Origin of the sequence: Amycolatopsis sp. MEPSY49, assembly GCF_051337345.1 — a bacterium.
Lineage (GTDB): Bacteria > Actinomycetota > Actinomycetes > Mycobacteriales > Pseudonocardiaceae > Amycolatopsis.
The window spans coordinates 570,389-594,633 of sequence record NZ_JBDLYJ010000001.1; the positions used below are offsets into that span (position 1 = coordinate 570,389).

At 70.5% G+C, this 24,245-nt stretch carries 18 protein-coding genes; 10 read left to right on the plus strand and 8 right to left on the minus strand.

Annotated features, from left to right (window positions below):
- The first annotated feature begins 5 nt into the window (after window positions 1–5).
- Window positions 6–1,049 carry a Gfo/Idh/MocA family oxidoreductase gene (locus ABFJ78_RS02885; RefSeq protein WP_436384018.1) on the plus strand — a complete coding sequence of 348 codons (1,044 nt, stop codon included), beginning with the start codon at window positions 6–8 and terminating at the stop codon, window positions 1,047–1,049.
- Between the two features lie 42 nt (window positions 1,050–1,091).
- Here the strand turns inward: ABFJ78_RS02885 and ABFJ78_RS02890 are convergent, their stop codons facing one another.
- The 4 genes from ABFJ78_RS02890 to ABFJ78_RS02905 form a co-directional block, all read right to left on the minus strand.
- A complete protein-coding gene (locus tag ABFJ78_RS02890) occupies window positions 1,092–3,419 on the minus strand; it encodes a transglycosylase domain-containing protein (protein ID WP_436384019.1) in 2,328 nt (775 codons plus the stop codon).
- Window positions 3,420–3,497: 78 nt separating this feature from the next.
- Complete coding sequence (locus tag ABFJ78_RS02895) at window positions 3,498–5,750, minus strand: transglycosylase domain-containing protein (RefSeq protein ID WP_436384020.1); 2,253 nt, start codon at window positions 5,748–5,750, stop codon at window positions 3,498–3,500.
- A gap of 325 nt (window positions 5,751–6,075) precedes the next feature.
- Entirely contained in the window at window positions 6,076–8,544 is a 2,469-nt protein-coding gene (locus tag ABFJ78_RS02900) for a transglycosylase domain-containing protein (RefSeq protein ID WP_436384021.1), read from the minus strand.
- 334 nt (window positions 8,545–8,878) lie between these two features.
- On the minus strand, window positions 8,879–9,277 hold the full coding sequence (locus ABFJ78_RS02905; protein ID WP_329053600.1) for a DUF5318 domain-containing protein: 399 nt from the start codon (window positions 9,275–9,277) through the stop codon (window positions 8,879–8,881).
- A gap of 245 nt (window positions 9,278–9,522) precedes the next feature.
- Between ABFJ78_RS02905 and ABFJ78_RS02910 the strand changes: the two genes are divergently transcribed.
- The 4 genes from ABFJ78_RS02910 to ABFJ78_RS02925 all read left to right on the plus strand — a co-directional run bounded on the left by ABFJ78_RS02910 (window position 9,523) and on the right by ABFJ78_RS02925 (window position 12,658).
- Window positions 9,523–10,068, plus strand: coding sequence for a PadR family transcriptional regulator (locus tag ABFJ78_RS02910; protein WP_086679623.1), 546 nt, complete (start codon window positions 9,523–9,525; stop codon window positions 10,066–10,068).
- Window positions 10,069–10,137: 69 nt separating this feature from the next.
- Complete coding sequence (locus ABFJ78_RS02915) at window positions 10,138–11,226, plus strand: inositol-3-phosphate synthase (protein ID WP_400897229.1); 1,089 nt, start codon at window positions 10,138–10,140, stop codon at window positions 11,224–11,226.
- Between the two features lie 206 nt (window positions 11,227–11,432).
- A complete protein-coding gene (locus tag ABFJ78_RS02920; RefSeq protein ID WP_436384022.1) occupies window positions 11,433–11,951 on the plus strand; it encodes an RNA polymerase sigma factor in 519 nt (172 codons plus the stop codon).
- The gene (locus ABFJ78_RS02925) at window positions 11,948–12,658 is read left to right on the plus strand and encodes a hypothetical protein (protein WP_436384023.1); all 711 of its coding nucleotides are present in this window, start codon (window positions 11,948–11,950) and stop codon (window positions 12,656–12,658) included. The genes ABFJ78_RS02920 and ABFJ78_RS02925 overlap by 4 nt, the downstream gene beginning before the upstream one ends.
- On the opposite strand, the gene ABFJ78_RS02930 is transcribed toward ABFJ78_RS02925, so the two are convergent.
- Window positions 12,651–13,289: an HAD family hydrolase gene (locus ABFJ78_RS02930; protein ID WP_436384025.1), complete on the minus strand. Its 639-nt coding sequence runs from the start codon at window positions 13,287–13,289 to the stop codon at window positions 12,651–12,653. The genes ABFJ78_RS02925 and ABFJ78_RS02930 overlap by 8 nt on opposite strands.
- A 66-nt stretch (window positions 13,290–13,355) precedes the next feature.
- On the opposite strand from ABFJ78_RS02930, the gene ABFJ78_RS02935 reads away from it, so the two are divergent.
- The 5 genes from ABFJ78_RS02935 to ABFJ78_RS02955 all read left to right on the plus strand — a co-directional run bounded on the left by ABFJ78_RS02935 (window position 13,356) and on the right by ABFJ78_RS02955 (window position 19,648).
- Window positions 13,356–13,883, plus strand: a complete 528-nt coding sequence (locus ABFJ78_RS02935; protein WP_436384026.1) for a MarR family winged helix-turn-helix transcriptional regulator — start codon at window positions 13,356–13,358, stop codon at window positions 13,881–13,883.
- Window positions 13,873–15,090 carry an MFS transporter gene (locus ABFJ78_RS02940; RefSeq protein ID WP_436384027.1) on the plus strand — a complete coding sequence of 406 codons (1,218 nt, stop codon included), beginning with the start codon at window positions 13,873–13,875 and terminating at the stop codon, window positions 15,088–15,090. The genes ABFJ78_RS02935 and ABFJ78_RS02940 overlap by 11 nt, the downstream gene beginning before the upstream one ends.
- Window positions 15,091–15,198: 108 nt before the next feature.
- Window positions 15,199–17,262: a PhoX family protein gene (locus tag ABFJ78_RS02945; RefSeq protein WP_436384028.1), complete on the plus strand. Its 2,064-nt coding sequence runs from the start codon at window positions 15,199–15,201 to the stop codon at window positions 17,260–17,262.
- 86 nt (window positions 17,263–17,348) lie between these two features.
- Window positions 17,349–18,956: a DUF7850 domain-containing protein gene (locus ABFJ78_RS02950; protein ID WP_436384029.1), complete on the plus strand. Its 1,608-nt coding sequence runs from the start codon at window positions 17,349–17,351 to the stop codon at window positions 18,954–18,956.
- Between the two features lie 14 nt (window positions 18,957–18,970).
- On the plus strand, window positions 18,971–19,648 hold the full coding sequence (locus tag ABFJ78_RS02955; protein ID WP_436384030.1) for an SDR family oxidoreductase: 678 nt from the start codon (window positions 18,971–18,973) through the stop codon (window positions 19,646–19,648).
- Between the two features lie 688 nt (window positions 19,649–20,336).
- Here ABFJ78_RS02955 and ABFJ78_RS02960 read toward each other — a convergent pair.
- Genes ABFJ78_RS02960 through ABFJ78_RS02970 form a run of 3 tightly spaced genes read right to left on the minus strand, consistent with a single transcriptional unit; the run spans window position 20,337 to window position 24,111 of the window.
- Window positions 20,337–21,644 (minus strand): amidohydrolase family protein, encoded by a 1,308-nt coding sequence (locus ABFJ78_RS02960; RefSeq protein WP_436384032.1) that lies wholly within the window; start codon window positions 21,642–21,644, stop codon window positions 20,337–20,339.
- Between the two features lie 23 nt (window positions 21,645–21,667).
- Window positions 21,668–22,318, minus strand: coding sequence for a response regulator (locus ABFJ78_RS02965; RefSeq protein ID WP_436384033.1), 651 nt, complete (start codon window positions 22,316–22,318; stop codon window positions 21,668–21,670).
- On the minus strand, window positions 22,315–24,111 hold the full coding sequence (locus ABFJ78_RS02970; protein ID WP_436384035.1) for a histidine kinase: 1,797 nt from the start codon (window positions 24,109–24,111) through the stop codon (window positions 22,315–22,317). Before ABFJ78_RS02970 ends, ABFJ78_RS02965 begins: the two co-directional genes overlap by 4 nt.
- Window positions 24,112–24,245: the final 134 nt, after the last annotated feature.

A 24,245-nucleotide genomic window follows, 5' to 3' on the forward strand; every position in this document is an offset into this window, starting at 1 on the left:
GGCTCATGGCTGACTTGCGCGTGGGCATCCTCGGGTACGGCATCGGCGGACGCGTCTTCCACGCGCCGCTGGTGGCGGCGACGCCCGGGCTCACCCCCGCGGTGATCACGACGTCGAGCAACGCCCTCCAGGCGCGCACCGACCACCCCGGCGCCGAGGTCGTCCCGAACGCCGACGCGCTGTTCGAGCGGGCCGGCGACCTCGACCTCGTCGTGGTCAGCACACCCAACCGCACCCACGTGCCGCTCGCGCTGCGGGCGATCGAGGCCGGTCTGCCGGTGGTCGTCGACAAGCCGTTCGCGCCGACCGCCCTCGAGGCCGAGCAGGTCGTCGCCGCGGCGAAGGCGGCGGGCGTCGGCCTGACGGTCTTCCAGAACCGGCGGCTCGACTCCGACTTCCTCACCGTCCGGAAGGTCCTCGAGTCCGGCAAGCTCGGCGAGGTCTTCCGCTTCGAGTCCCGCTACGACCGCTGGGTGCCCAAGCCCAAGGACAACTGGCGCGAGTTCGGCGACCCGGCCGAGGCCGGCGGCCTGCTCTACGACCTGGGCGCGCACATCGTCGACCAGGCGCTGCAGCTGTTCGGCCCGGTCACGCAGGTCTACGCGGAGACCGACCGCCGCCGCGCCGGTGTCCAGGTCGACGACGACGTCTTCGTCGCGCTCAAGCACGCCAACGGCGTCCGGTCGCACCTGTGGGCGTCCGCGCTCGCCGGCACGCTGAACCCCCGGTTCCGGGTGCTCGGCGACCAGGCGACGTTCACCAAGTACGGCCTCGACGTGCAGGAACCCCAGATCAAGGCGGGCATGCGCCCCGGCGACGACGGCTGGGCCGTCGAACCCGCGTCGGACGCGGGCCGCATCGGCGTCGGCAACGACGTCAAGACGGTCCCCACCGAGACGGGCCGCTACGAGCAGTTCTACGCCGAAGTACGCGACGCCCTGCGTGGCGAAGGCAGCTTCCCCGTCGACCCGGAGTCGTCGGTCGAAGCCCTCCGCGTGATCGAGGCGGCGCACCGCTCGGGCGTCGAGGGAACGGTCATCAAGCTCTGACCCCCGGTCTGGCCGTGACGCCGGTGTCCCCCAGCGCCGACGTCACGGCCTCTTCCTTCCGCGCTGCCGATCCTGGAGTTCCTGCAGCCGCTGCTGGAACTGGCGGAACTGGTCCAGCTGCTGCTGGTTGCCGGGTCCCACCTGGATCCGCTGGTCGCGCTGGTCCGGCTGTTGCTGTTGCGGCGGCTGCTGGACCTGCACCCGGTCCTGCGGCGAGCTGATCGCCGCCACGCGGTCGAAGCGCTCGCCCGGCCGGCCCGACAGGTACAGCTGCATGAACCGGTCCCAGATCGGCCCGGCCAGCGTCGAGCCGAACAGCGGTGCGCCGTTCGGGCCGCGCAACGCCTTGTCGCCGTCGCTGCCCACCCAGACCGCCGCCGACACCGAAGGCGTGTAGCCCACCATCCACGTCTGCGAGTTCGCATTCGCCGCCGACGCGGGTTCGTCGTTCTGCGGGGTGTGTTGCTGCGTACCGGTTTTCCCGGCGCATTCGTGGCCGGCAGGGCAGCTGAGCCGCGAGAACTGGATCACCGGCGCCAGTGCCGCCGTCACGTTCCCGGCGATCTGCGCGCTCTTCTGCGGGTCGTTGTCCGCGAAGGCGTCGGCCGAGCGATCCTTGGCCTGGTAAGCGGTTTCGCCGTTCGCGTTGGTCACCTTCTGCACGAAGTGCCGGTCGCGCTGGACGCCGCCCGCGGCGAAGGTCGCGTACCCCGACGCCATGTCGGCCGCCGTCACCTGGGTGCCGCCACCGCCGATGGAGATGTTGTTGTCACCGGTGAAGAGCTTGCTGCGGCCGCCGTTTTCCGACGTCCGGATCCCGGCTTCCTGCGCCGCTTCCGCCACCCCCGACGGCTTGGTGACGTTGAGGACCATGTCGTAGAAGACGGTGTTGGTGGACCGCTGCATGGCTTCGGCGACCGTGCACTGCTGCGAGCAGCTGCTGCTGTCGCCCGCGTTGCGGATCGGCAGGTCGACACCGGGGAACGTCCGCGGTGACGTGCCGTCGAAGCGCGCGTCGAGGCCGCGGCCGAGCTTGAGGAACGCGGCCAGGTCGAACGGTTTCATCGACGAACCCGGGTTGTGCGGCTCGTCGGCCCAGTCGCGGCCGGCCTGGTCCTCGCCGTTCGGGCCCTTCACGATCGCTTCCCCGCCGTAGTAGGCGAGCACGCCGCCGGTCTTCGGGTCGACGGCGACGAGCGCGTTGAGGATCCGGTCGTCGGTCTGGTCGGCCATGCCCTCGGCGACGGCTTTTTCCGCCGACTGCTGGGCTTGCGGGTCGATGGTGGTGAACACCTGGAACCCGCCGGCGTAGTACTGCTTCTCGTCGATGCCCTGCGCGGCCAGCTCGGCCTTGACCTGCTTCTTGATGAACGGGTTCAGCGCGCCGGCTTCCCGGCTCTCCTTCAGCGGGATCGGCGCGGGGAACTTCGCGCCCGCGCGCTGGGCCGGTGTCAGGTAGCCGTTCTTCTGCATCCGGTCCAGCGCGGTGTTCCACCGGCTCGTCGCGACGGCGGTGTTTTCCGACCGGCCCGGCTGCTGGATCAGCCCGGCCAGCAGCGCGGCCTGCGAGTAGTCGAGCTGCCCGACGTCCTTGCCGAAGTAGGCCTGCGCGGCGGCCTGGATCCCGTAGGCGCCGCGGCCGAAGTAGATGATGTTGAGGTAGGCGGTGATGATGTCCGCCTTCTCGTAGGTCTGGTTCATCTTGAACGACTTCGCGAGCTCGACCCACTTGCGGCTCAGGGTCGGGTCGTCGTCGCCGGAGGCGTTCTTGATGTACTGCTGCGAAATCGTCGACCCGCCGCCGGACCCGCCGGTGACCTGGTTGTACGCCGCGCGCAGGATGCCGCCGACGTCGAAGCCGGAGTTGGTTTCGAAGGACGCGTCCTCGGTCGCGATCACGGCTTTCTTGACGACGTCCGGGATCTGGTTCGCCGCGAGGATCTGCCGGTTGCCGCCGCTGGGCACGTCCTTGCCCATCTCGGTGCCGTCGCTGAACAGGTAGGTCACGGCCTGGCCCTGCGCCTGCGCGACCGTCTCCGGCGACGGGACGTCGACGGCGAGGTAGGTGATCAGGAACGCGATCGCGGGCACGGCGAAGAACAGCCCGGCGGCGACGTAGGCGATCCGCCGGACCCGCCGCCACCGCCGGCGCCGCAGGTCGTGGTCGGTGAGCGGCCGTGGCCGCCGCGGCGGCTGACCGGGCCGCGGCCGCAGGATCGGCACGGTCGGCGGCTCGTCCTCGGTGCCGTTGTGCGCGTGGTGGGTGATCAGCTCCGGCTCGGCGCCCAGCAGGCCGGAGCGCGGCACCGGCCGCCGGGTACGTCGACGCGGGACGTGCTGCCGGCCGGGTGACGTGCGGTCGTGGTTCACGGGCCGTCCTCCACGGTGGGCTGCGGACGCAGTCCTCTCGGGAGGAACACGGACCGCGGCCCACCGTGGTTCAGCCGGCTAGTTGTCCGGCTCGTCGGAGTTCGTCGGTGTCTCCTTCGACGTCGGCGTCTTCGTGTGCTTGGACGTGCTCTCCTTCGACGACGACTGGTTGTGGCCGTTGTCGTCGTTGTTGCCACCGTTGTCGCCCTGGTCGCCGCCGTTGTCCTGGTTCTCGCCCGTCGGGGTCGCGTCCGTCGTCGTGGCGACGTCGGACGTCGCCGGCGGCGGGACCTCGCCGCCGATGCGGTCGACCTTGTCGAACCGCTCGCCCGGCTTGCCGGTCAGGTACAGCGAGAGGAACTTCTGCCACATCGGGCCGGCGATGGTCGAGCCGTAGATCGGCGAGTTGTTCTTGCCGTGCAGCGGCTTGTTGCCGTCGCCGCCGACCCACGCCGCCACCGAGACCGACGGCGTGTACCCGACCATCCACGTCTGCGAGTTCGCGTTCGCCGCCCACGACGGCTCACCCGCGACCTTCGTGTGCTGCTGCGTCCCGGTCTTGCCGGCGCACTCGTGGCCGTTCGGGCACTTCAGGTGCGAGAAGTCGACGACCGGCTTCAGCGCCTCGGTGACGTTCCCGGCGATCTGGCGGCTCTTGTCCGAGTCGCTGTCGAAGGCCGCCTTCGCGTCTGTCGATGCTTCGTACGCGACTTCGTTCTGGCCGTTGGTCACCTTGAGCACGAAGTGCCGCTGCCGCTGCTCGCCGTTCGCGGCGAACGTCGCGTAGGCCGAAGCCATGTCCAGCGGCGTGATCTGGGTTTCGCCGCCGCCGAGGGAGATGTTGTTGTCCTTGGTGGAGATGATCGACTGGCCGCCGTCCTCCTTGACCTTGACGCCGGCCTCCTTCGCGGCTTCCTTGACCGGGCCCTGCTTGGTGTCGTTCAGGACCATGTCGTAGAACACGGTGTTCGCCGACCGCATCATCGCTTCCGAGACCGTGCACTGCTGCGAGCAGGTGCTGCCCGGACCCGCGTTGCGGACGACGCGGCCGTCGAAGGTGCGGTTGTTGGAGCCGTCGTACGTCGTGTCGAGGCCCTTGCCCATCTTCAGCAGCGCCGTGAGGTCGAACGGCTTCATCGACGAACCCGGGTTCTGCGGCGTGTTCGCCCAGTCGCGCCCGGCCTGGTCCTGCCCGTTGACCTGCACGATCGGCTTGCCGCCGTAGTAGGCGAGCACGCCGCCGGTCTTCGGGTCGACGGCGACCAGCGCGTCGAGCAGGTTGTCGTCGACCTGGTTCTCGAGCGCCTCGGTGGCGGCCTTTTCCGCGGCTTCCTGCGCCTTCGGGTCGATCGTCGTCTGGACGACGAAGCCGCCGGAGTAGTAGCGGTCCTCCGGGATGTCGTGCGCGGCCAGCTCGTCCTTCACCTGCTGGACGACGAACGCGGGCGGCGCGCCGGCCTGCTGCTTGCTGTCTTCCAGCGGGATCGGCGTCGGGAACTGCGCCGCCGCGCGGTCGGCCGCGGTGATGTAGTTGTTCTTCACCATCCGGTCGAGCGCGGTGTTCCAGCGGTCGTTCGCGACCTTGGGGTTCTCCGACCGGCCCGGCTGCTGGATCAGCCCGGCCAGCAGCGCGGCTTCCGAGAAGGTGAGGTCCTTGGCGTCCTTGTGGAAGAAGGCCTGCGACGCCGCGCCGACCCCGTACGCCCCGCGCCCGAAGTAGATGATGTTCAGGTACGCGGTGATGATGTCCTTCTTCTCGTACGTCTGGTTCATCTTGAAGGACTTCGCCAGCTCGGTCCACTTGCGCGTCAACGTCGGGGCGTCGTTGTCGGTGGCCTTCTTGATGTACTGCTGCGAAATCGTCGAACCACCGCCCGTGCCGCCGGTGGCCTGGTTGTAGACCGCGCGCATCAGGCCGCCGACGTCGAAGCCGGAGTTGGTCTCGAACGAGTCGTCCTCGGTCGCGATCGCCGCGTGCTTCATGACGTCGGGGATCTGCTCCGGCGTCAGCAGCACTCGGTTGCCGCCGCGCGGGACGTCCTTGCCCATCGGCGAGCCGTCGGCGTAGAGGTAGGTCACCGCCTGGCTCTGGCTCTGCGCGACCTCGGTCGGCGACGGCACGTCGACCAGGAAGTACGTGATGACGAACGCGATCGCGGGGAGCACGAAGAACACGCCGACGAACGCGTAGGCGACCCGCCGGATGATCTTCCAGCGGCGCTTCTTGCGCTGTTCCGGCGTGAGGACCGGCTTGCCGTCTTCGTCGGGCCGGACGTCGTCGACCGGCTCTTCGTACGCGTGGTGCGTCATCAGCTCGGGGCCACCGCTCATCGGCGGTGGCTCGGGCCGGTACCCACGCGGCGGCGTCCGCGGCGGCTGTTGTGGCGGCTGCTGCTGCCACGGTTGCTGCGGGCGGCGCGGCCCTTGGCCGGGTGGACCCTGGGGTGCGCGACGGCGCGGATCGGGTCCCTGGCCGGGCCAGGAGCGGGATCGATCGTCGGGCACGGGGCAGTCCTCCAGTGAGTACGCGGGCAGCGACGGCCGCCACCCCCTCTGGGAAAGGACGCGCGTGGGCCGGATTGGTTGCCGGAACGGTCTTCCTGAAACGCTTCAGGGCCCTCCGCGCGTTCGCGGAGGGCCCTGAAGGAGGACGCTGCTACCCGGGCCCGGCGCCCGGTGGCGAGGCGAGCCCGCCACCACCTCCGAAGGTGTTGCCGTCACCGGGGTTGATGCTCGAGATGGGCGGCCCGGGCCGGGTCCGGGTCGTCCGGGACGTACTCGTCTCGGTGTCCGACGGCTCGGTGCTCGGCGAGCTTTCCGTGCTGGTCGGCGGGGTCGTCGTGGTCGGCGTGTCCGACGGCTTCTGCTGCGTCGTCGTCACGTCGTTGACGTCCTTGCCGATCGGCTGGACCTTGTCGAACTTCTCCGCCGGCTTGCCCTTGAGGTAGAGGTTCATGAAGTTCTGCCACGTCGGACCGGCGATGGTGGCACCGAAGATCGGCTTGTTCTTCGGGTCGTGCAGCGGCTTGTTGCCGTCGCCGCCGACCCAGACCGCGGCCGACACCGACGGCGTGTAGCCCACCATCCAGGTCTGCGCGTTGCGGTCGTTGTACGACGCCGGGTCGCCGTCCTTGGCCGTGTACTGCTGCGTACCGGTCTTGCCCGCGCATTCGTGGCCGGTCGGGCACTTCAGCTTCGAGTGCTCGATGACGGGCTTCAGCGCCTCGGTGACGTTGCCCGCGATCTGCTGGCTCTTCGACGCGTCGTCGTCGAACGCCGGGTTGGTCTTGATGTTGTTCTGGTCGAACTCCACCTCGTCCTGGTTGTTCGTGAGCTTCGCGACGAAGTGCTGCTCGTGGTAGGTGCCACCGCTGGCGAAGGACGCGTACGCGGCCGCCATGTCCTCCGGCGTCACGGCCGTGCCACCACCACCGAGCGAGATGTTGTTGTCGTCGGTGTAGAGGACGCTCTTGCCGTCCGGCGCGACCTTGACCCCGGCCTCCTTGGCCGCTTCCGCGACCCGGGACGGCTTCGTCACATTCAGGACCATGTCGTAGAACACGGTGTTCGCCGAGATCTCCATCGCCTTGGCGACGGTGCACTCCTTGCCGCAGCTCGCGCTGTCACCCGCGTTCCGGACCGTGCGGCCGCCGAGCACCCGGTTGTTCGAGCCGTCGAACGTCTCGCCGAGGCCCTTGCCCATCTTGAGGAACGCCGTGAGGTCGAACGCCTTCACCGACGAACCGGGGTTGCGCGCCTGGTTGGCCCGGTCCTGCCCGATCTGGTCCTTGCCGTTGGCGTCCTTCACCAGCTCCGGGCCGCCGTAGTAGGCGAGCACCCCGCCGGTCTTCGGGTCGACCGCGACGAGCGCGTTCAGCAGGTTCTCGTCGGTCTGGCCCTTCATCCCGTCGGCGGTGGCCTTCTCCGCGGCTTCCTGCGCCGCCGGGTCGATCGTCGTGTAGATCTTGGCGCCGCTGGAGAACAGCTTGTTCTCGTCGTAGCCCTTCGCCGCGAGCTCGTCCTTGATCCGCTGCTGGACCTGGTAGGTCAGCTTGCCGGAGTTCTGCTCCTTGTTGGCGTTCTTCGGGATCGGCGTCGGGTACTGGAAGGTCGCCCGCTCGTCCGCGCGCAGCCACTTGTTGGCGACCATCTGGTCCATCACGTACGTCCAGCGCTTCTGCGCGTACGCCTGGTTCTCCGACTTGCCGGGGCCCTGGATCAGGCCGGCCAGCAGCGAGGCTTCGGACGCGTTGAGGTCCTTCGCGTCCTTGTTGAAGTACGCCTTCGCGGCCGCCTGGATGCCGTTCGCCCCGCGTCCGAAGTAGACGATGTTCAGGTAGGAAGTGATGATCTCTTCCTTGGACTGCTGGTTGTTCATCTTGAACGACTTGGCCAGCTCGGTCCACTTGCGGGTCAGCGTCGGGGCGTCGTTCTGCGTCGCCTGCTTGATGTACTGCTGGGAGATGGTCGAACCACCGCCCTGGCCGCCGGAGACCTGGTTCCAGACCGCGCGCAGGATGCCGGTGACGTCGAAGCCGGAGTTGGTCTCGAACGTCGCGTCCTCCGCCGAGTACACCGCGTGCTTGACGACCTCGGGCACCTCGCCCGGCTTGAGCAGCTGGCGGTCGCCGCCCGGTGGCAGCTCCCGGCCCATCACCTGGCCGCTGGCGTCGTAGTAGGTGATCGGCTGGTTCTGCAGCGACTTGATGTTCTCCGGCGTCGGCACGTCGACCAGGAAGTACGTGATGACGAACGCGATCGCGGGGACGACGAAGAACAGCCCGACGCAGGCGTACGCCACCCGCCGGATGATCTTCCACCGGCGCTTCTTGCGCTGCGCCGGCGTGAGGACCTTCTTGCCGTTTTCGTCGAGCTCGTCCTGGGGCTCGACGTCGTCGGCGAACTCGTTGAAGGCGGCGTCGTCGTAGCCGTCGTCGTACGGGTCGCGGCCGAAGTCGTCGGTGCCGTTGTGCGCGTGGTGGGTGATCAGGTCCGGCTCGCGCTCGGGCGGCGGCGCGGGGCGCCGGCCACCCGGTGGCTGGCGGAAGCCCTGCGGCGGCGACCCGGGCGGACCCTGCCGGTCGCGCTGCTGCCCGGTCGGGGGCACGGCGCGGCGCGGCGGCATGCCCTGCTGGCCCTGCTCACGCGGGCGCTGCGGCCGCCGTGGCGGCTCTTCGCCGGGCCACTGCGGGCCGCCTTCGTCGCCGGACGGCCACTCGGGCGACCCGCCGCGCGGATTGCCGCGGGGCGGGGTGCCACGTTGAGGACGGCGGGGGGCTTCTTCGCCGGGCCACGCCGGTCCGGGGTCTTCCCCCGGCCACGGGCCTGACTGGGCACGGCGAGGTGCATCAGGCTCCTGGCCGGGCCAGGAGCGGTTGCGGTCGTCGTTCACGAATGGGCCTCCCAGACCGGCACCCGGTAGTGCGCCGTTCTGCGCTCTTCAGCGGTTGTGTTCCAGCTCACCGGCCTGCGGTCCTTCGCGGACCGTCGGCCGGCTCCCCCGTGCCGAGGACGTATGACCGGACCAGGTGGTTCCAGTGGCACGCCCGGCAGACTTCGACGTCGTACACGGTGAACTCGGCGAACCGGCCGGCCATCCTGGCCAGCTCTTCGGGGGTCCTCGCCGAGCCCGCGACGTGCTTGAGTTCGTCACCGTAGACCCAGGACACCAGGGTCAGCGGCTCCTGGCGGCAGATCGGGCAGGGCTGGTCACCGGCCCGGCCGTGGAACTTCGCCGCCCGCAGCAGGTACGGGCTCGCGTCACAGGCTTCGTAGCTGCCGACGCGCCCGGAGCGGACTTCGGCCAGCAGCGCACGGCGCTGCAGCGCGTAGTCCACGACCTGCCGCTGGTTAATCACCAGGACAGAGTACGGGCTCTTCCTGTGTCGTCCACGCCCCCTAGCGTCACCGGCCCCGCAACCGGGACGGACACGCCGGACGTTCGATAACTCTCCGGTGAATTTCCCCCGCTCCAGAGTGAGTGGCCTCGTTAGCTTCGCCACTTCGATGTATCGGCGCGATATAGTGGCTGAGTAGGTTTGATCGAGGCGATCGTTCGGAGCAACGCCGGTCGGCTCGGTTTGTTCCCGAAAGGGGGTGCGGTGTGCTGGAGTTCGCGATCCTCGGTCTTCTGCACGAAGCGCCCATGCACGGGTACGTGCTGCGCAAGCGGCTGCACGAGACGCTCGGCACGTTCCGGACGTTCTCGTACGGCTCGCTGTACCCGACCCTGCGGAAGCTGCTGCGGGCCGGGTACCTGGTCGAAGAGCTGGACGAGGCCGACGACCGGGCGTGGTCGCGGCGCGGACGGCGGGTCTACAAGCTCACCGCGGAGGGCAAGGAGCGCTTCGGTGAGCTGCTCGGCGACGCCGGGCCGCAGACCTGGGACGACGAAGGCTTCGGCGTCCACCTGGCCTTCTTCTCGCGGACCCCGGCCGACGTGCGGATGCGGATCCTCGAAGGCCGTCGCCGCCGCGTCGAAGAACGCCGTGAGGGCATGCGGGCGGCGCTGGCCAGGGCCGAGGAGAAGATCGATCGCTACACCCGCGAGCTGCACCGGCTGGGGCTGGAGACCAGCGAGCGGGAGGTGCGCTGGCTCAACGAGCTGATCGCGCACGAACAAGCCGAACGGCAGGGTCCCGAGACCTGAGCCGCGCGGCCGGGCCGCAGCGTCGCGGCACCAGACCTACTGAACAGACGGATTGAAGGAGAAACCCCCATGGGCGAGAACCGCCGCGTACGGGTGGCCATCGTGGGCGTCGGCAACTGCGCGGCGTCGCTGGTCCAGGGTGTCCAGTACTACCGCGACGCGGACCCGGCCACCCGCGTTCCCGGTCTGATGCACGTCGACTTCGGCGGCTACCACGTCCGCGACATCGAGTTCGTCGCCGCGTTCGACGTGGACGCCAAGAAGGTCAGCCGCGACCTGTCCGAGGCGATCTTCGCCTCCGAGAACAACACCATCAAGATCGCCGACGTGCCGCCGCTCGGCGTCACCGTCCAGCGCGGCCACACCCACGACGGGCTCGGCCGCTTCTACCGCGAGACGATCGAGGAGTCCGACGAGACCCCGGTCGACATCGTCGCCGCGCTGCGCGAAGCGCAGGCCGACGTGCTCGTGTCGTACCTGCCGGTGGGCTCCGAGGTGGCCGACAAGTTCTACGCCCAGGCCGCGATCGACGCCGGCGTGGCGTTCGTCAACGCGCTGCCGGTGTTCATCGCCTCCGACCCCGAGTGGGCCCAGAAGTTCACCGACGCCGGCGTCCCGATCGTCGGCGACGACATCAAGTCCCAGGTCGGCGCCACCATCACGCACCGCGTGCTGGCGAAGCTGTTCGAGGACCGCGGCGTCCAGCTCGACCGGACGATGCAGCTCAACGTGGGCGGGAACATGGACTTCCTGAACATGAAGGAGCTCGAGCGGCTCGAGTCGAAGAAGATCTCCAAGACCCAGTCCGTGACGTCGCAGGTCGACCGCGAGCTCGGCAAGGGCAACGTCCACATCGGACCGTCGGACTACGTGCAGTGGCTCGACGACCGCAAGTGGGCCTACGTCCGGCTCGAGGGCCGCGCGTTCGGCGACGTGCCGCTGAACCTGGAGTACAAGCTCGAGGTGTGGGACTCGCCGAACTCGGCCGGCATCATCATCGACGCCGTGCGCGCCGCGAAGATCGCGCTCGACCGCGGCATCGGCGGCCCGATCCTGTCGGCGTCGTCCTACTTCATGAAGTCGCCGCCGGAGCAGTACGACGACGCGACCGCGCGCGATGCCGTCGAGAAGTTCATCCGCGGCGAGGTCGAGCGGTAAACGCAGACTCCCGGGAGAAGGCCGTCACCGCTGGTGGCGGCCTTCTTCGCGTGGTGGACGCTGTGCCAGTCTTTACCCATCCGACCACAGTCACGGCCGATGGCTTGGGAGTGGAGGTCACGTGTCATGCGGGGGACGGCCTACTTTTCGGCCGGATGGATAAACCGGTGGGGCGGGGTGCGCGTTGGCGGGGTGTGAGTGCGAGCGTGGGCGAGAGCGCGCCGGGGGACCTGGGCGCGCCGACGTTCCACGACCTGTTCCGGGAGTACTTCGCCCAGATGACCCGGCTTGCCCACCTGCTCGGCGCGGACGACGCGGAGAACGTCGCCCAGGAGGCCTTCGTCAAGCTCCACCAGCGCTGGGACACGCTGTCCGACCACACGCGGGTGGCCGGCTACCTCCGCACGACCGTGGTCAACATGTCGCGGTCGCGCACGCGGCACCTGCGCGTGGTCCGGCGGACCCCGCAGGACCGGCCGCCGGACGAGCTGTCGGCCGAGGTCCGGGCGGTGGCCAACTGGGAGCACGAGCAGTTGCGCACGGTGCTGGGGAAATTGTCCCGTCGTCAACGCGAGGTGCTGGTGCTTCGCTATTGGCTGGACCTCAGTACGGCGGGCATCGCGGAGATCCTGGGCATCTCCCCGGGCACGGTCAAGGCGACGACCCACCACGCGATGGAGAACCTGCGCAAGCACCTGGGGGAAGAGCCGGGAGGTGAGCGATGACCGACCTCGAACGCAAACTGGCCGAAGCACTGCGCGGACAGGCCGAGGAAGTCACGCCCAACCTCGACGCGGCGTGGGCGGAGCAGCAGCGGAGGCAGCGCCGGCCGCGGCGCCGCCGGTTGACGGTGGTGGTCGCGCCGCTGGCGGCGGTGCTGGTGGTGCTGACCAGCGTGCTGCTGGCGACCCGGGTGAACACCGACCCCGCCCCGGCCCCGCCGGCGAACCCGGGCCAGGAGCTGGTGCTCGCCAAGCCGGAGCACCAGCCGTTCGACCGCATGCTCACCTTCGGTGACAAAGCGATACTCATCGAGTTCGCGGGACAGACCGACAGGTGGCGGGCGTGGGCCTACGTCGGCACGCCGCCGAACAGCACCGGCCAGGAGTTGTTCTGTGTCGCGGCCATCCCCGTGGGCGCGGACCTCACCTCGGCTGCTCCGCAGTACGGGACGAAATCTCCGCAGTGCATGGCACTGCTACCGGACGGCGGGAAAACCGTCTTGGCCGGATACGTCGGCGAGATCGGTGGGCCGCTGCCGCCCGGCAAGGCGGTTTACCTGCTCTCTTCGACGATGGAGCATCTGCGGCTGTACAACGCGAAGGGTGACCTGAGCCAAGGCAAGCTGGTCGACCGGGTGGCTTCCTCGTACCAGGTGTTCCTGGCCGATGTCGTTCCCGGCTCGCCGCCCGTGCGCGCCGAGGTCAGCTGAGCCCTAGGGCCCCCGGCAGGTCGGTGATCTTCTCCACCACCGCCGTGGCCTGCGTCAGCACCTCTTCATCCGGCGGAAAGTGCGGGTTCGGCACCGCATAAACCGCCATCCCCGCCGCCATCGCCGACCGCAGCCCGTTGGTCGTGTCCTCGACCGCCGCACAGTCCGACGGCGCCACCCCCAGCAGCTCGGCCGCCCGCAGGTACACATCCGGCGCCGGCTTCCCGGCCCCCACCTGCTCGGACGACACCGCCGCCCCCACCGGCAACCCCGTCACGTCCAAGAACCCCTTGATCAGGATCACCGGCGACGAGCTCGCGATGGCCACCGGCCACCGCCCCGAAACCTGCCGCACGACCTCCACCGCACCCGGGATCAACGGCGGCTCGGCCGCGTACCGCGCCGCCATCCGCTTGACCACCAAGGTCGCGATCTCCGGTGGCGACAGCCGGGCGCCCAGCTCCTCCACCAGGTACCGGGCCCACTCCGGCGTGCTCATCCCCTGCTGGGCCCGCGTCGCCTCCGGCAGCCACGTGCCGCCGTGCTCGGCGACCACCGCGCGGCGCACCTCGTCCCAGATGCGCTCCGAGTCCACCAGGACGCCGTCGAGGTCGAAGATCACCGCTTCCATACCCCGAGCCTAGCCTGTGAGCCGAATTACTTAGCTACCCTTACTATATTTTGTTAGCCTAGCTAAGTGACTTCCCCGATCGCCGACCTCGCCCACCGGCTGCGGCCGCTGGTCTTCCGGTTGTACCACCAGGTGCGCCGCCAGACCCCGCAGCTGACGCTGACCCTCACGCAGGGCTCGGTGCTGAGCGAGCTGGTCAACGGCGGGCCGCGGCGGATGAGCGCGCTGGCCGAGTTCGAGCAGGTGAAGCTGCCGTCGATGACCGACGTCGTCAGCCGGCTCGAACGCCTCGGCCTCGCCACCCGCACGCCGGACCCCGCCGACCGGCGGGCGGTGCTCGTGGACGTCACCGACGAGGGCCGCCGCTTCTACGCCGAGACGGTGGCTGCCCGCGAGGAGTTCCTTCGCGAACGGCTCATCGCCATGGACGACACCGACCGCGCCGCGATCGAAGCCGCCCTCCCGGCTCTCGCCAAGTTGCTTTTGGGGGGGCCAGAGGGGCCTGCCCCCCGGCTGGGGTCTGGGGCTCGGCCCCAGAAGACACAGTTGCTCGTAGACACCAAGAAGGAGGAACTGATCAGCGATGAGCGCTGAGCACCACTCGAGCCTGCTGGACGCCGTCAAGGGCCAGCCCAAGCAGGTGTGGATCACCGCGTTCGCCGCGGTCATCGCCTTCATGGGGATCGGGCTGGTCGACCCGATCCTGCTGTCCATCGCCAAGGGCCTGGACGCGACGCCGTCGCAGGTCACGCTGCTCTTCTCGTCCTACCTCGGCGTCCAGGTCATCGCGATGCTGGTCACCGGCGCGGCGAGCGCCAGGTTCGGCCCGAAGAAGACCGTGCTGGTCGGGCTGACGCTGATCGTCGCCGCCACCGCGCTGTGTTCGGCCGCCGGCTCGATCGAGCAGCTCGTCGGGCTGCGCGCGGTCTGGGGCCTCGGCAACGCGTTCTTCATCGCGACCGCGCTTTCGGTGATCGTCGGCGCCGCGACCGGCGGCCAGGCCGGCGCGATCCTGCTCTACGAGGCCGCCCTCGGGGTCGGCCTGTCGGTCGGCCCGCTGCTGGGCGCGCTGCTCGGCAGCATCTCGTGGCGCGGCCCGTTCCTCGGCACCGCGATCCTGATGGCCGGCGCGCTCGTGCTGTGCGCGGTCTTCCTCAAGAGCGACAAGGGCGAGCAACGCGCTCCGATCAAGCTGCTCGACCCGCTGCGCGCGCTGAAGCACACCGGCCTGCTGCGCACTTCGGTCGCGTCGGCGCTGTACACGGCCGCGTTCTTCGCCGTGCTGGCCTGGTCGCCGTTCGTCCTCGGCTGGAGCGCCATCGCCGTCGGGCTGGTGTTCTGCGGCTGGGGCCTGTGCGTCGCCGTCGCCGGGGTCGCCCTCGCGCCGCGCCTGGCCGCCAAGCTCGGCGAGCGGCACGCCGCCGCGGCCGCCGTGTTCGGGTACGCCGTGCTGATGCTGGTCCTCGCCGTGCCGAGCAAGCCGGTCCTGGTCGCCGGGATCGTCGTCTCGGGGCTGGTGTCCGGCCTGCTGAACACGCTGTTCACCGGCACCGCGATGTCGATCAGCGACGCGCCGCGCCCGGTCGCCAGCGCGGGCTACAACTTCTGCCGCTGGCTCGGGGGCGCCGTCGCCGCGACGCTCGTCGGGCACGTCGCCGAGTGGTTCGGCTCGCCGCAGGCGCCGTTCATCGCCTCCGCCGTGCTGTGCGTCGTCGCGGGCGGGCTGCTCTCGCTGCGGGAGAAGAAGGCGGACCCGCACGCCGTGCCGCGGGAAGCGGTGCTCGTCGGCGAAGAGTTCTGATGGTCCGTTGGGGGCAGCAGTACATCCGCCGTTCACCTGGATGTCGGGAATGGCTGGTTTTGGGAGCTTAGGTTCGGATCGTTCCCGAACCCCCACCATGGAGGCGAAGTGCTCGACCGCCTGCTCCCGCTGCTGCCCGCCCATCCGGGCGGCCGCTCACCGATCACCTGTGAATACCGCTGCGGCAACGCGTGCGCCCACCCGGAAGCCAACGATTCCGGGAACGAGTACTTCGGCGACGTCGTCAAGGACATCTCGCGCCGCCGGGTCTTCAAGGCGGGCGCCGTGATGGCCGCCGCCGCGGGCGGGTTCGCCGCCCTGTCCGGCACGGCGGCCGCCGCACCCGCCGGCCACGCTCCGAAGCCGTCGCGGCCCGTCCCGGGCACGGACTTCGACCCCGTCCCGCCGAACAAGCTCGACCAGGTCAGCATCCCCGCGGCCTACGACCAGCGCGTCGTCGTCCGCTGGGGCGACCCGGTCGTCGCCGGCGCCCCGAAGTTCGACTACACCAAGCAGACGGCGGCCGCGCAGGCGAAGCAGTTCGGCTACAACAACGACTTCGTCGGCCTGATCCCGCAGGACCCGCTGGGGCTGTCGAACCTGCTCGTGGTCAACCACGAGTACACGACCGAGGTCCACATGTTCCCGGCCGACCAGTACGACCCGGCCAACCCGACCGAGGAGCAGGTCAAGATCGCCTGGGCGGCGCACGGCCTGTCGGTGCTGCTGACCCGCCGCGACCCGGTGCACGGCGGCCTCTCGGTCGTCCCGAGCCGGTACGGCCGCCGGATCACGCTCGACACGGTCTTCGAGGTCCGCGGCCCGGCCGCCGGCTCGAAGTACCTGAAGACGTCGGCCGACCCGAGCGGGCGCAAGGTCCGCGGCACGCAGAACAACTGCTCCGGTGGCGTGACGCCGTGGGGCACGGTGCTCTCCGGCGAGGAGAACTTCGACCAGTACTTCGCGAACTCCGACAAGGTCACCGACCCGGTCGAGGCCGCGCGGCTCAAGCGCTACACCGTCGGCACCGGCACGAGCACCCGCAAGTGGGAGCGCTTCGACAAGCGCTGGGACGTCTCGCGGGAGCCCAACGAGCCGAACCGCTTCGGCTGGGTCGTCGAGATCGACCCCAACGACCCGAACTCGACGCCGGTCAAGCACACCGCGCTCGGCCGGTTCAAGCACGAGGCCGCGAACATCAAGATCACCACGGACGGCCGCGTCGCCGTCTACTCCGGGGACGACAGCCGGTTCGAGTACATCTACAAGTTCGTCTCGAAGGGCAAGTACAAGCCGGGCAACAGCGCGCACGCGCGGCGGCACAACTCGGCGTTGCTCGACGAAGGCACCCTGTACGTCGCCCGCTTCACCGGCGACAGCCCCGGCGAGATCGACGGCACCGGCAAGCTTCCGGCGGACCACGAGTTCGACGGCACCGGCGAGTGGCTCCCGCTGGCCAGCGGCGACAAGTCCTTTGTGGACGGATTCACCGCCGAGGAGGTCTACGTCTTCACCCGCCAGGCCGCCGACAAGGTCGCCGCGACGAAGATGGACCGGCCGGAGGACATCGAGCCGAACCCGGTCAACGGCCGGATCTACGCGGCGCTGACCAACAACACCGACCGCGGCGCGGCGGGCAAGGCCGGCGTCGACGAGGTGAACCCGCGCAACGGCAACAAGAACGGCCACGTTCTGGAGTGGGAGGAGAACCGCGGCGACGCGGCGTCGACGCGCTTCACCTGGCGGCTGCTGCTCGTCTGCGGTGACCCGGCCGCGGCCGACACGTACTTCGGCGGCTTCGACAAGAGCCAGGTCAGCCCGATCTCGTGCCCGGACAACGTGGCCTTCGACCGGCACGGCAACCTGTGGATCTCCACCGACGGCAACGCCCTCGGCGCGAACGACGGCCTGTTCTCGGTGCCGGTCAGCGGGCCGGAGCGCGGGCACGTCAAGCAGTTCCTCTCGGTGCCGGTCGGCGCGGAGACCTGCGGCCCGGTCGTGACGGACAACCTGGTGCTCGTCGCGGTCCAGCACCCGGGCGAGAACGCGGCGAGCTCGGCGAACCCGACGTCGCACTGGCCCGACGGCGGCACCGCGCAGCCGCGGCCGTCGATCGTGTCGGTGTGGAAGAAGGGCCGCTTCGGCCTGCCGGGCCGCATCGGCGAACGCTGACGCGTGGCCCGCACCGGCTGCAGGTTCACTCTTAAGTGGACGGTTCTCGGCCGGTGCGGGCCCCGGCGCCGCGCCATAGTCGAGGCATGGTCCGTTCGGCGCGCGTGGTGGCAGTGGCGGTGGTGGCGCTCTCGGGGACGGTCGTACCCGCGGCCGCCGCGGATCCGCCGTCGGCGTGCGGCGGGATCGCGGCCAACCCGAGCGTCGAGGAGACGGCGCGCAACGGCGCCCCGGACGCTTACGTCTTCACGCCGGCCGCGCCCGTGCCGCCCGGGACCCCGCCCGCGAAGGCGCCGAAGCTGCTGACCGAGCGGGCGTTCGCCGTCGACGGGCAGCGGTCGGCGGTGATCCAGACGCCGGACGGCCGGGCCAGCACGGCTTATTCGACCGAGAAGTTCGTCCCCGGCGGCGTCTACACGCTGAGCGTGTCGACCGGCTCGTACGCGCCGGACACCGGGCCGGGGACCGGGCTGCGCTTCTTCGACGTGAACGGCACCCAGGTCCAGGAGACCAAGCTGGTCGCCGACCACTTCGCCGGCGACGGCCGGCTGGTCCGGCAGGACTTCCCGGAGGTGACAGCTCCGGCGAAGGCGGCGGCCGTGAAGTTCTTCGCGACGACGAGGGCCGAACGGGTGCGCTGGGACTGCGTCGACCTGCAGCTCGCGGCGTACTCGGTGAAGAAGGAAGTGCAGAACCCGGCGACCGGCGCGTGGGGCCCGTTCGCGACGGTCACCGCGGGCGAGACCGCGCACTACCGCGTCACCGTGACGAACGACGGCACGCAGGACCTGAGCGGGATCACCGTCGTGGACCCGTGGTGCACCGGGAGGTTCGAGCCGTTCGCGCTCGCGGCGGGCGCGAACAAGGCGCTGACCTGTGACCACCCGAACCTGACGGTGGCCGACACCGGGCACGTCAACACCGCGAAGGTGACCGGCGTGAAGTACCCGGGCGGCACGCTGGGCGACAAGACGGCGTCGGCGACGATCACGGTGCTGCCGCCGCCGGCGATCGCGAAGATCGGCGACTTCGCCTGGGCGGACCGCAACCGCGACGGCGTCCAGGACCCGGACGAGCCCGGCGTCGCGGGCGTGAAGGTGACGCTGAAGGACGGCGCGGGCGGCACGGTCGCCTCCGCGACGACGGACGACAAGGGCAAGTACGGCTTCGAGAAGCTGAAGGACGGCACGTACCAGGTCTGCTTCGCGGTGCCGCCGGGCTACGCGGCGACCAGCAAGGACGCGGCGCCGGACGACCGCGATTCGGACGCGGGCCCGGACGGCTGCACCGCGCCGCGCACGGTCGGCGGCCCGTCGCGCGAGGACTTCGCGGTGGACCTCGGCCTGGTGACGCCGACGAACCGCATCGGCGACTTCGCCTGGTCGGACCCGAACGGCAACGGCCTGCAGGACGCGGGCGAGCCGGGCCTGGGCGGGGTGAAGGCGGTGCTGAAGAGCGGCGACAAGGAGGTCGCGAGCGTGGTGACGGGCCCGGACGGCGCGTACGGCTTCGACGGTCTCGAGGACGGCAGCTACCAGGTGTGCTTCACCGCGGACGGGCACCAGCCGGCGCCGAAGGACGCGGGCGACGACGCGAAGGACTCGGACGCGGACCCGGCGACGGGCTGCGCGGACCCGCGGCAGCTGGGTCCCGACAAGCGCGAAGACCGCACGGTCGACGTCGGCTTCGCGTAGCTACGGTGGAGGGCATGACGGATCTTCCCCTCGCCCTCGTGACGGGCGCTTCCCGCGGCATCGGCAAGGCGGTGGCCCACCAGCTGGCCCCGACCCACCGCGTCCTCCTCGGCGGCCGCGACGCGGCGGCCCTTGAGGCGCTGGCGAAGGAGCTCCCGGGCGCGAAGCCGTGGCCCGTCGAGCTGACCGACCCGGACTCACTCGCGTCGGCGGTCGCGGACATCCCGTCGTTGGACGTCCTGGTCCACTCGGCCGGGGTCGCCAAGCTGGGCCGCGTCGAGGAGGCGCCGGCTCAGGCGTGGCGCGACAACTTCGAGGTCAACACCCTGGCCGTGGTCGAGCTGACCCGCCTCCTGCTGCCGGCGTTGCGGACGGCCCGCGGCCACGTGGTCGTGATCAACTCCGGCGCCGGCCGCAACGCGCGCCCGGGCTGGTCCCCGTACGCGGCGAGCAAGTTCGCGGTCCGCGCCTTCGCCGACGCCCTGCGCGAGGAGGAGCCGGAGATCCGCGTGACGTCGGTGTACCCCGGCCGCACGGACACCGAGATGCAGCAGGAGATCTTCAAGGGCGAAGGCCGCGACTACGACACGTCGCACCTGCTGAAGCCGGACTCGGTGGCGACCGCGGTGGTGACGGCGGTGTCCGCCACCCCGGACGCCCACCAGACCGAAGTCATCCTCCGCCCCCGCTGACCAGCCCGGCCCCGTCCTCTCCCGCGGGTGACGTCAGGAAAGGGTCGTTCACCGCGTCTGATGTCAGGAAAGGGTCGTTCATGACGTCCCGGCCGGCCCTCGCTGGCCCACCACCCCGAAGCCGGATTGTGACGACGGCCGGTAGCACCGCGTCAAGGCGGGAAAGCGTGCCTTGACCCGGCGCTACCGTCCGTGTTCTGGCTTCGTATCGGGGTGGGGGGAGGTCTGGGTGGGGTGCCGGTTCTGCCGTCAGCTTGCCGTTCACGCCGGTGAGGCACCTGGAACCCGCCCTCTCCGGCAGGGTTCCGGCGAAGTCGCGCGTGCTCATTCCGGCCTCTGCTCAGGGCGCACTGGAAGGTGAAAGGTCTCCTTCAGCTCGCGCTTCAAGCCGGAACGGCGATCGTCCTCGGCAGCCCGGAGGCCGCGACCTTCAAGTCCTGGCTGCTGCCAGGGCTGGATCGCGCCACTCAGGACTCGGCGGACGCAGGTCGGGGCTTCACCGGCGGTTCAGTTGAGTCGGGCGACTATGCCGGAACCCGCCCCCGCCCCAAGAACGGCCCCCGCCCTGCCCTGGGGGCGTCCCCAAGTCCATTCTATCGGCGAGGGCCGACAAACCCGGCCCGCCGACGCTGCCGGCCCGGAGTTGTCCCCATTCGCACGAGCCTGTGGATCAAGCCGCAGCCAGGTATCAAGCCCGCAGCCGGGCGGCGGTCTCGGCCACCTCGGCCTGGACCTTCGCCCGGTCCACCTTCAGCGACTCGCCGTCCGCCACGACCTGCTCACCCGCGACCCACACGTCCCGGACCCGCCGCGACCCCGCCGCCCACACGAGGTTCGACAGCAACTGCACGTCCGGCACGTCCAAGCCGCACGCGAACGCCGGGTCGTCCAGGTCGATGTGCACCAGGTCGGCCCAGCGGCCCGGCTCCAGCGCCCCGATGTCGGACCGCCCCAGCGCCGAAGCCCCACCGCGGGTCGCCAGCAGGAACACGTCCGCGGCCGTCAGCACCGTCGAATCGCCGGTCGCCAGCCGCGCGAACATCGCCGAGAGCTGCAGCTCTTCCCACAGGTCGATGTCGTCGTTGGACGCCGGGCCGTCGGTGCCGAGGCCGACCGCCACGCCCGCGTCTCGCAGGTCCTTGATCCGCGCGATCCCCGAAGCCAGCTTCGCGTTCGAACCCGGGCAGTGCGCCATACCGACGCCGTGCGCCGCGAACAGCGCGATGTCGGAGTCCGACAGGTGGATCGCGTGCGCCGCCAGCACCCGGCCGTCGAGCATGCCCAGCTCACGAAGCAGCGCCGGCACCGAACCGTGCGAGGCGCGGACCGCCGTGTCCTCCGCGGCCGCCTCGGCGACGTGGATCTGCACCAGCGCACCACGCGAAGCCGCCGACTCCGCCGTCGCGCGCAGCCCCTCCGACGACAGCATGTACGCCGAGTGCGGGCCGTAACCCAGCTCGATGCGGTCGCCGTGACCGAAGCGGAGGCCGTCCGTGTCGATCCAGCGCTCGATCGCTGTCAGCTGGGCCTTCCAGTCGAGGCCCGGCAGCTCCATCACCGGCGGCGCGACCAGCACGCGGCCGCCCGTCGTGAGGACCGCGTCGACCAGCTGCTCGCCTTCGAAGTACATCTCGGCGCTGGTCGTGACGCCGTGGCGCAGCATCTCGACCGAGCCCAGCAACATGCCGGTGCGGACGTCTTCGGGCCGCAGCTTCGCTTCGGCGGGCCAGATGATCTCGTTGAGCCAGGGCAGCAGCGGCAGGTCGCCGCCCATGCCGCGCAGCAGCGTCATCGGGCTGTGCGCGTGCGTGTTGACCAGGCCGGGGAGCAGGATGCCGGTCAGGGTGGTGACCGGTGCGGCGGACTCGGGGGCGGTGGCCGCCGGTCCGCAGTGGGAAATGCGCCCGTCGGCGTCCACATCGACGACCGCGTCACGCAGGAGCGAACAAGACGCGTCGGCGGGGAGAACGACAGGGGCGTGGAAACGGCGTTGCATCTCTGGATACTACGCACCCTGGATTACGAGACGACTCCACTCCGCCACGCCCACGCCGCGATTTCCACGCGGTTGCGGGCGCCGATCTTGCCCTGCACCGACGCCAGGTGCGTCTTCACCGTCGACAGCGACAGGAACAGCTCCGCGCCGATCTCGGTGTTCGTCAGCCCGCGCGCCGCCGCCTTGACGACGTCCATCTCCCGCGCGGTCAGCGGCTCCGACGGCGGGGCCGGCTGCGACCGGGCCGAGCCGCCGTCGAAGTGCTTGAGCAGGCGGATGGTGATCTGCGGCGAGACCAGCGCGTCGCCGCGGTCGGCCGCGCGGACCGCCTCGATCAGCAGTGCCGGGCCCGCGTCCTTGAGCAGGAAGCCGTGGGCGCCGTTGCGCAACGCCGTGTGCACGTACTCGTCGAGGTCGAACGTGGTCACCACGACGACCTTCAAGGGATCGCTCACGTCCGGGCCGGCCAGCTGCCGGGTGACCTCGAGCCCGTCGAGGCCCGGCATGCGGATGTCGAGCAGGCAGACGTCCGGGCGCAGCTCGCGGGCCTTCGACACCGCCGAGACGCCGTCCGCGACGTCGGCGACGACCTCGATGTCGTCCTGCGCGTCCAGGATCATGCGGAAGCCCATCCGCACCATCTCCTGGTCGTCGGCGATCAGTACCCGGATCACTCGTCCCCTTCCGTGTCTTCTCCGGCCGCCAGCGGCAGCCAAGCTTCGACGCGCCAGCCGCCGTCCGGGCCGCGCCCGGCCGACAGCCGTCCCTTGAGCAGCGCGACGCGTTCGCGCATGCCGACCAGACCGTATCCGCCCGACCCGCCGGCGGGCCGCCGCGTCGTCTCGTGGCCGTTGTCCGTCACCCGCAGGTGGAGCTCGTCGCCGCTCACCTCGGCGAGGACGAACGCGTCCGTCGCGTCCGAGGCGTGCTTGCCGACGTTCGTCAGCGACTCCTGGACCAGCCGTAGCGCCGAGCGGCCGACCTCGTGCGGCAGGTCCGGCGGCAGGTCGAGGTGCATCGACGTCGGCACGCCGTGGTTGGCGCTCTCGACCAGCTTCCGCAGGTCGGCGCCCAGGTCGGTGGTGGCCTGCTCGCTGAACTCGCTCGACCCGGCGGGCGCGTCGCCGCGCATCGAGCGGACCAGCCGCCGCATCGCGGCGAGCGCCTCGACGCCGGCGTTCTCGATCCGGGCCATCGCCTCGACCGCGACCTCCGGCTTCTGCTCGGCCATCATCCGCGCGGCCTGGGCCTGCACGACGATCCCGGTGACGTGGTGCGCGACGACGTCGTGCAGTTCGCGGGCCAGCGCCATCCGCTCGGCGGTCTGCGCGTCGGCCACCGCCGACTGGACGACCGTCGTGCGCTCGGAGTCCCGCGACCGCAGCATCAGGCCGACCGCGATCGAAATGCCGAGCAGCAGCGCGGCGGCGAAGGCCAGGATCGACAGGGTCTGCGGGTCGGTCTGCAGCCCGGACGGCTTGTCCGAGTTGACGATCGCGGCCAGCGCCACGACGGCCGACAGGACGCCGATCCGCGGCCACGACTGGCTCAGCCCGCGGGCGCGGGTCAGCGTGACGATCACGCCCATCGCGGCGATGACCTGCACGAACGGCACCCCGCCCGGCATCGGGTAGTCGTAGCGCAGGTGCAGGAACGGGGTGACGACCGCGGACACCAGCAGGACCCCGGCGATGCCGAGGAGCGCGTCGGCGGGCCGCCGCGGAGCCAGCACCGCGATCGCGGCCGCGACGAGCGAGCAGAACAGGATCGGGAACCCGCGGGCGTTGCTCGAGTACGTGTAGCCGAACTCGAAGATCAGCGCGAACCCGAGCAGCCCGATCAACGGCCACTGCCCCAGGGCCAGCTCGTTCACCCGCTGCAGCTTCCGCGTCCGCGGATCGGCCTTCGGCCGGCGGTCCCGGAGCGTGATCGCGGGCACGACCGCGCCGGCGAGCAGCAGCAGGCCGAACACCAGACCCTGCGTCGCCGTGCCGCCGTCGATGTCGTCGATGCCCCGGTACCGGCCGAAGAGCGCGACCAGGCCGCCGACGACCAGGAAACCGACCACGCAGAACGCCACGCCCGCCCGCGCCCGCCGGGTGACGTAGTACACCATCAGCACCCCGGCCACGACCTCGGTGATGGTGATCTTCGGTAGCACGCTGGAGTACGCCGGGATGCGGAACGCGTAGATCCACAGCGTCGAGAACACCAGCACCGCGCCACCGGCCACCCCGGCGACGGCGGCGCGCTTCTGCGCCCACACCGCGCAGGCGACCATCGCGAACATGCCGGGCAGCAGCCCGAAGTCGATGAACTTGGGACCGTGATCGTCGAGCGCCGCCTGCGTCGTGAAGACGACGTCGAAGAGCAGGGCGGCGAACAGGACGGCCGAAGGCACGCCGATGCGCCGCACCAGGTTGGCGGCGCGGGCGTACAGCGTTTTCGGCGGGGGCGCGGCGGTCACAACGTGACGTTAGAGGATCCGCCCGCGTCCGCACCTTGGCCGAGTGGCCCGCGCTCCCTCGGCCGATCGGCCGAGGCTGCACCAGCCGTGACTGGCCGTCTGCCCGAAGTGGACCACCCCCGATCTCCGCGAAG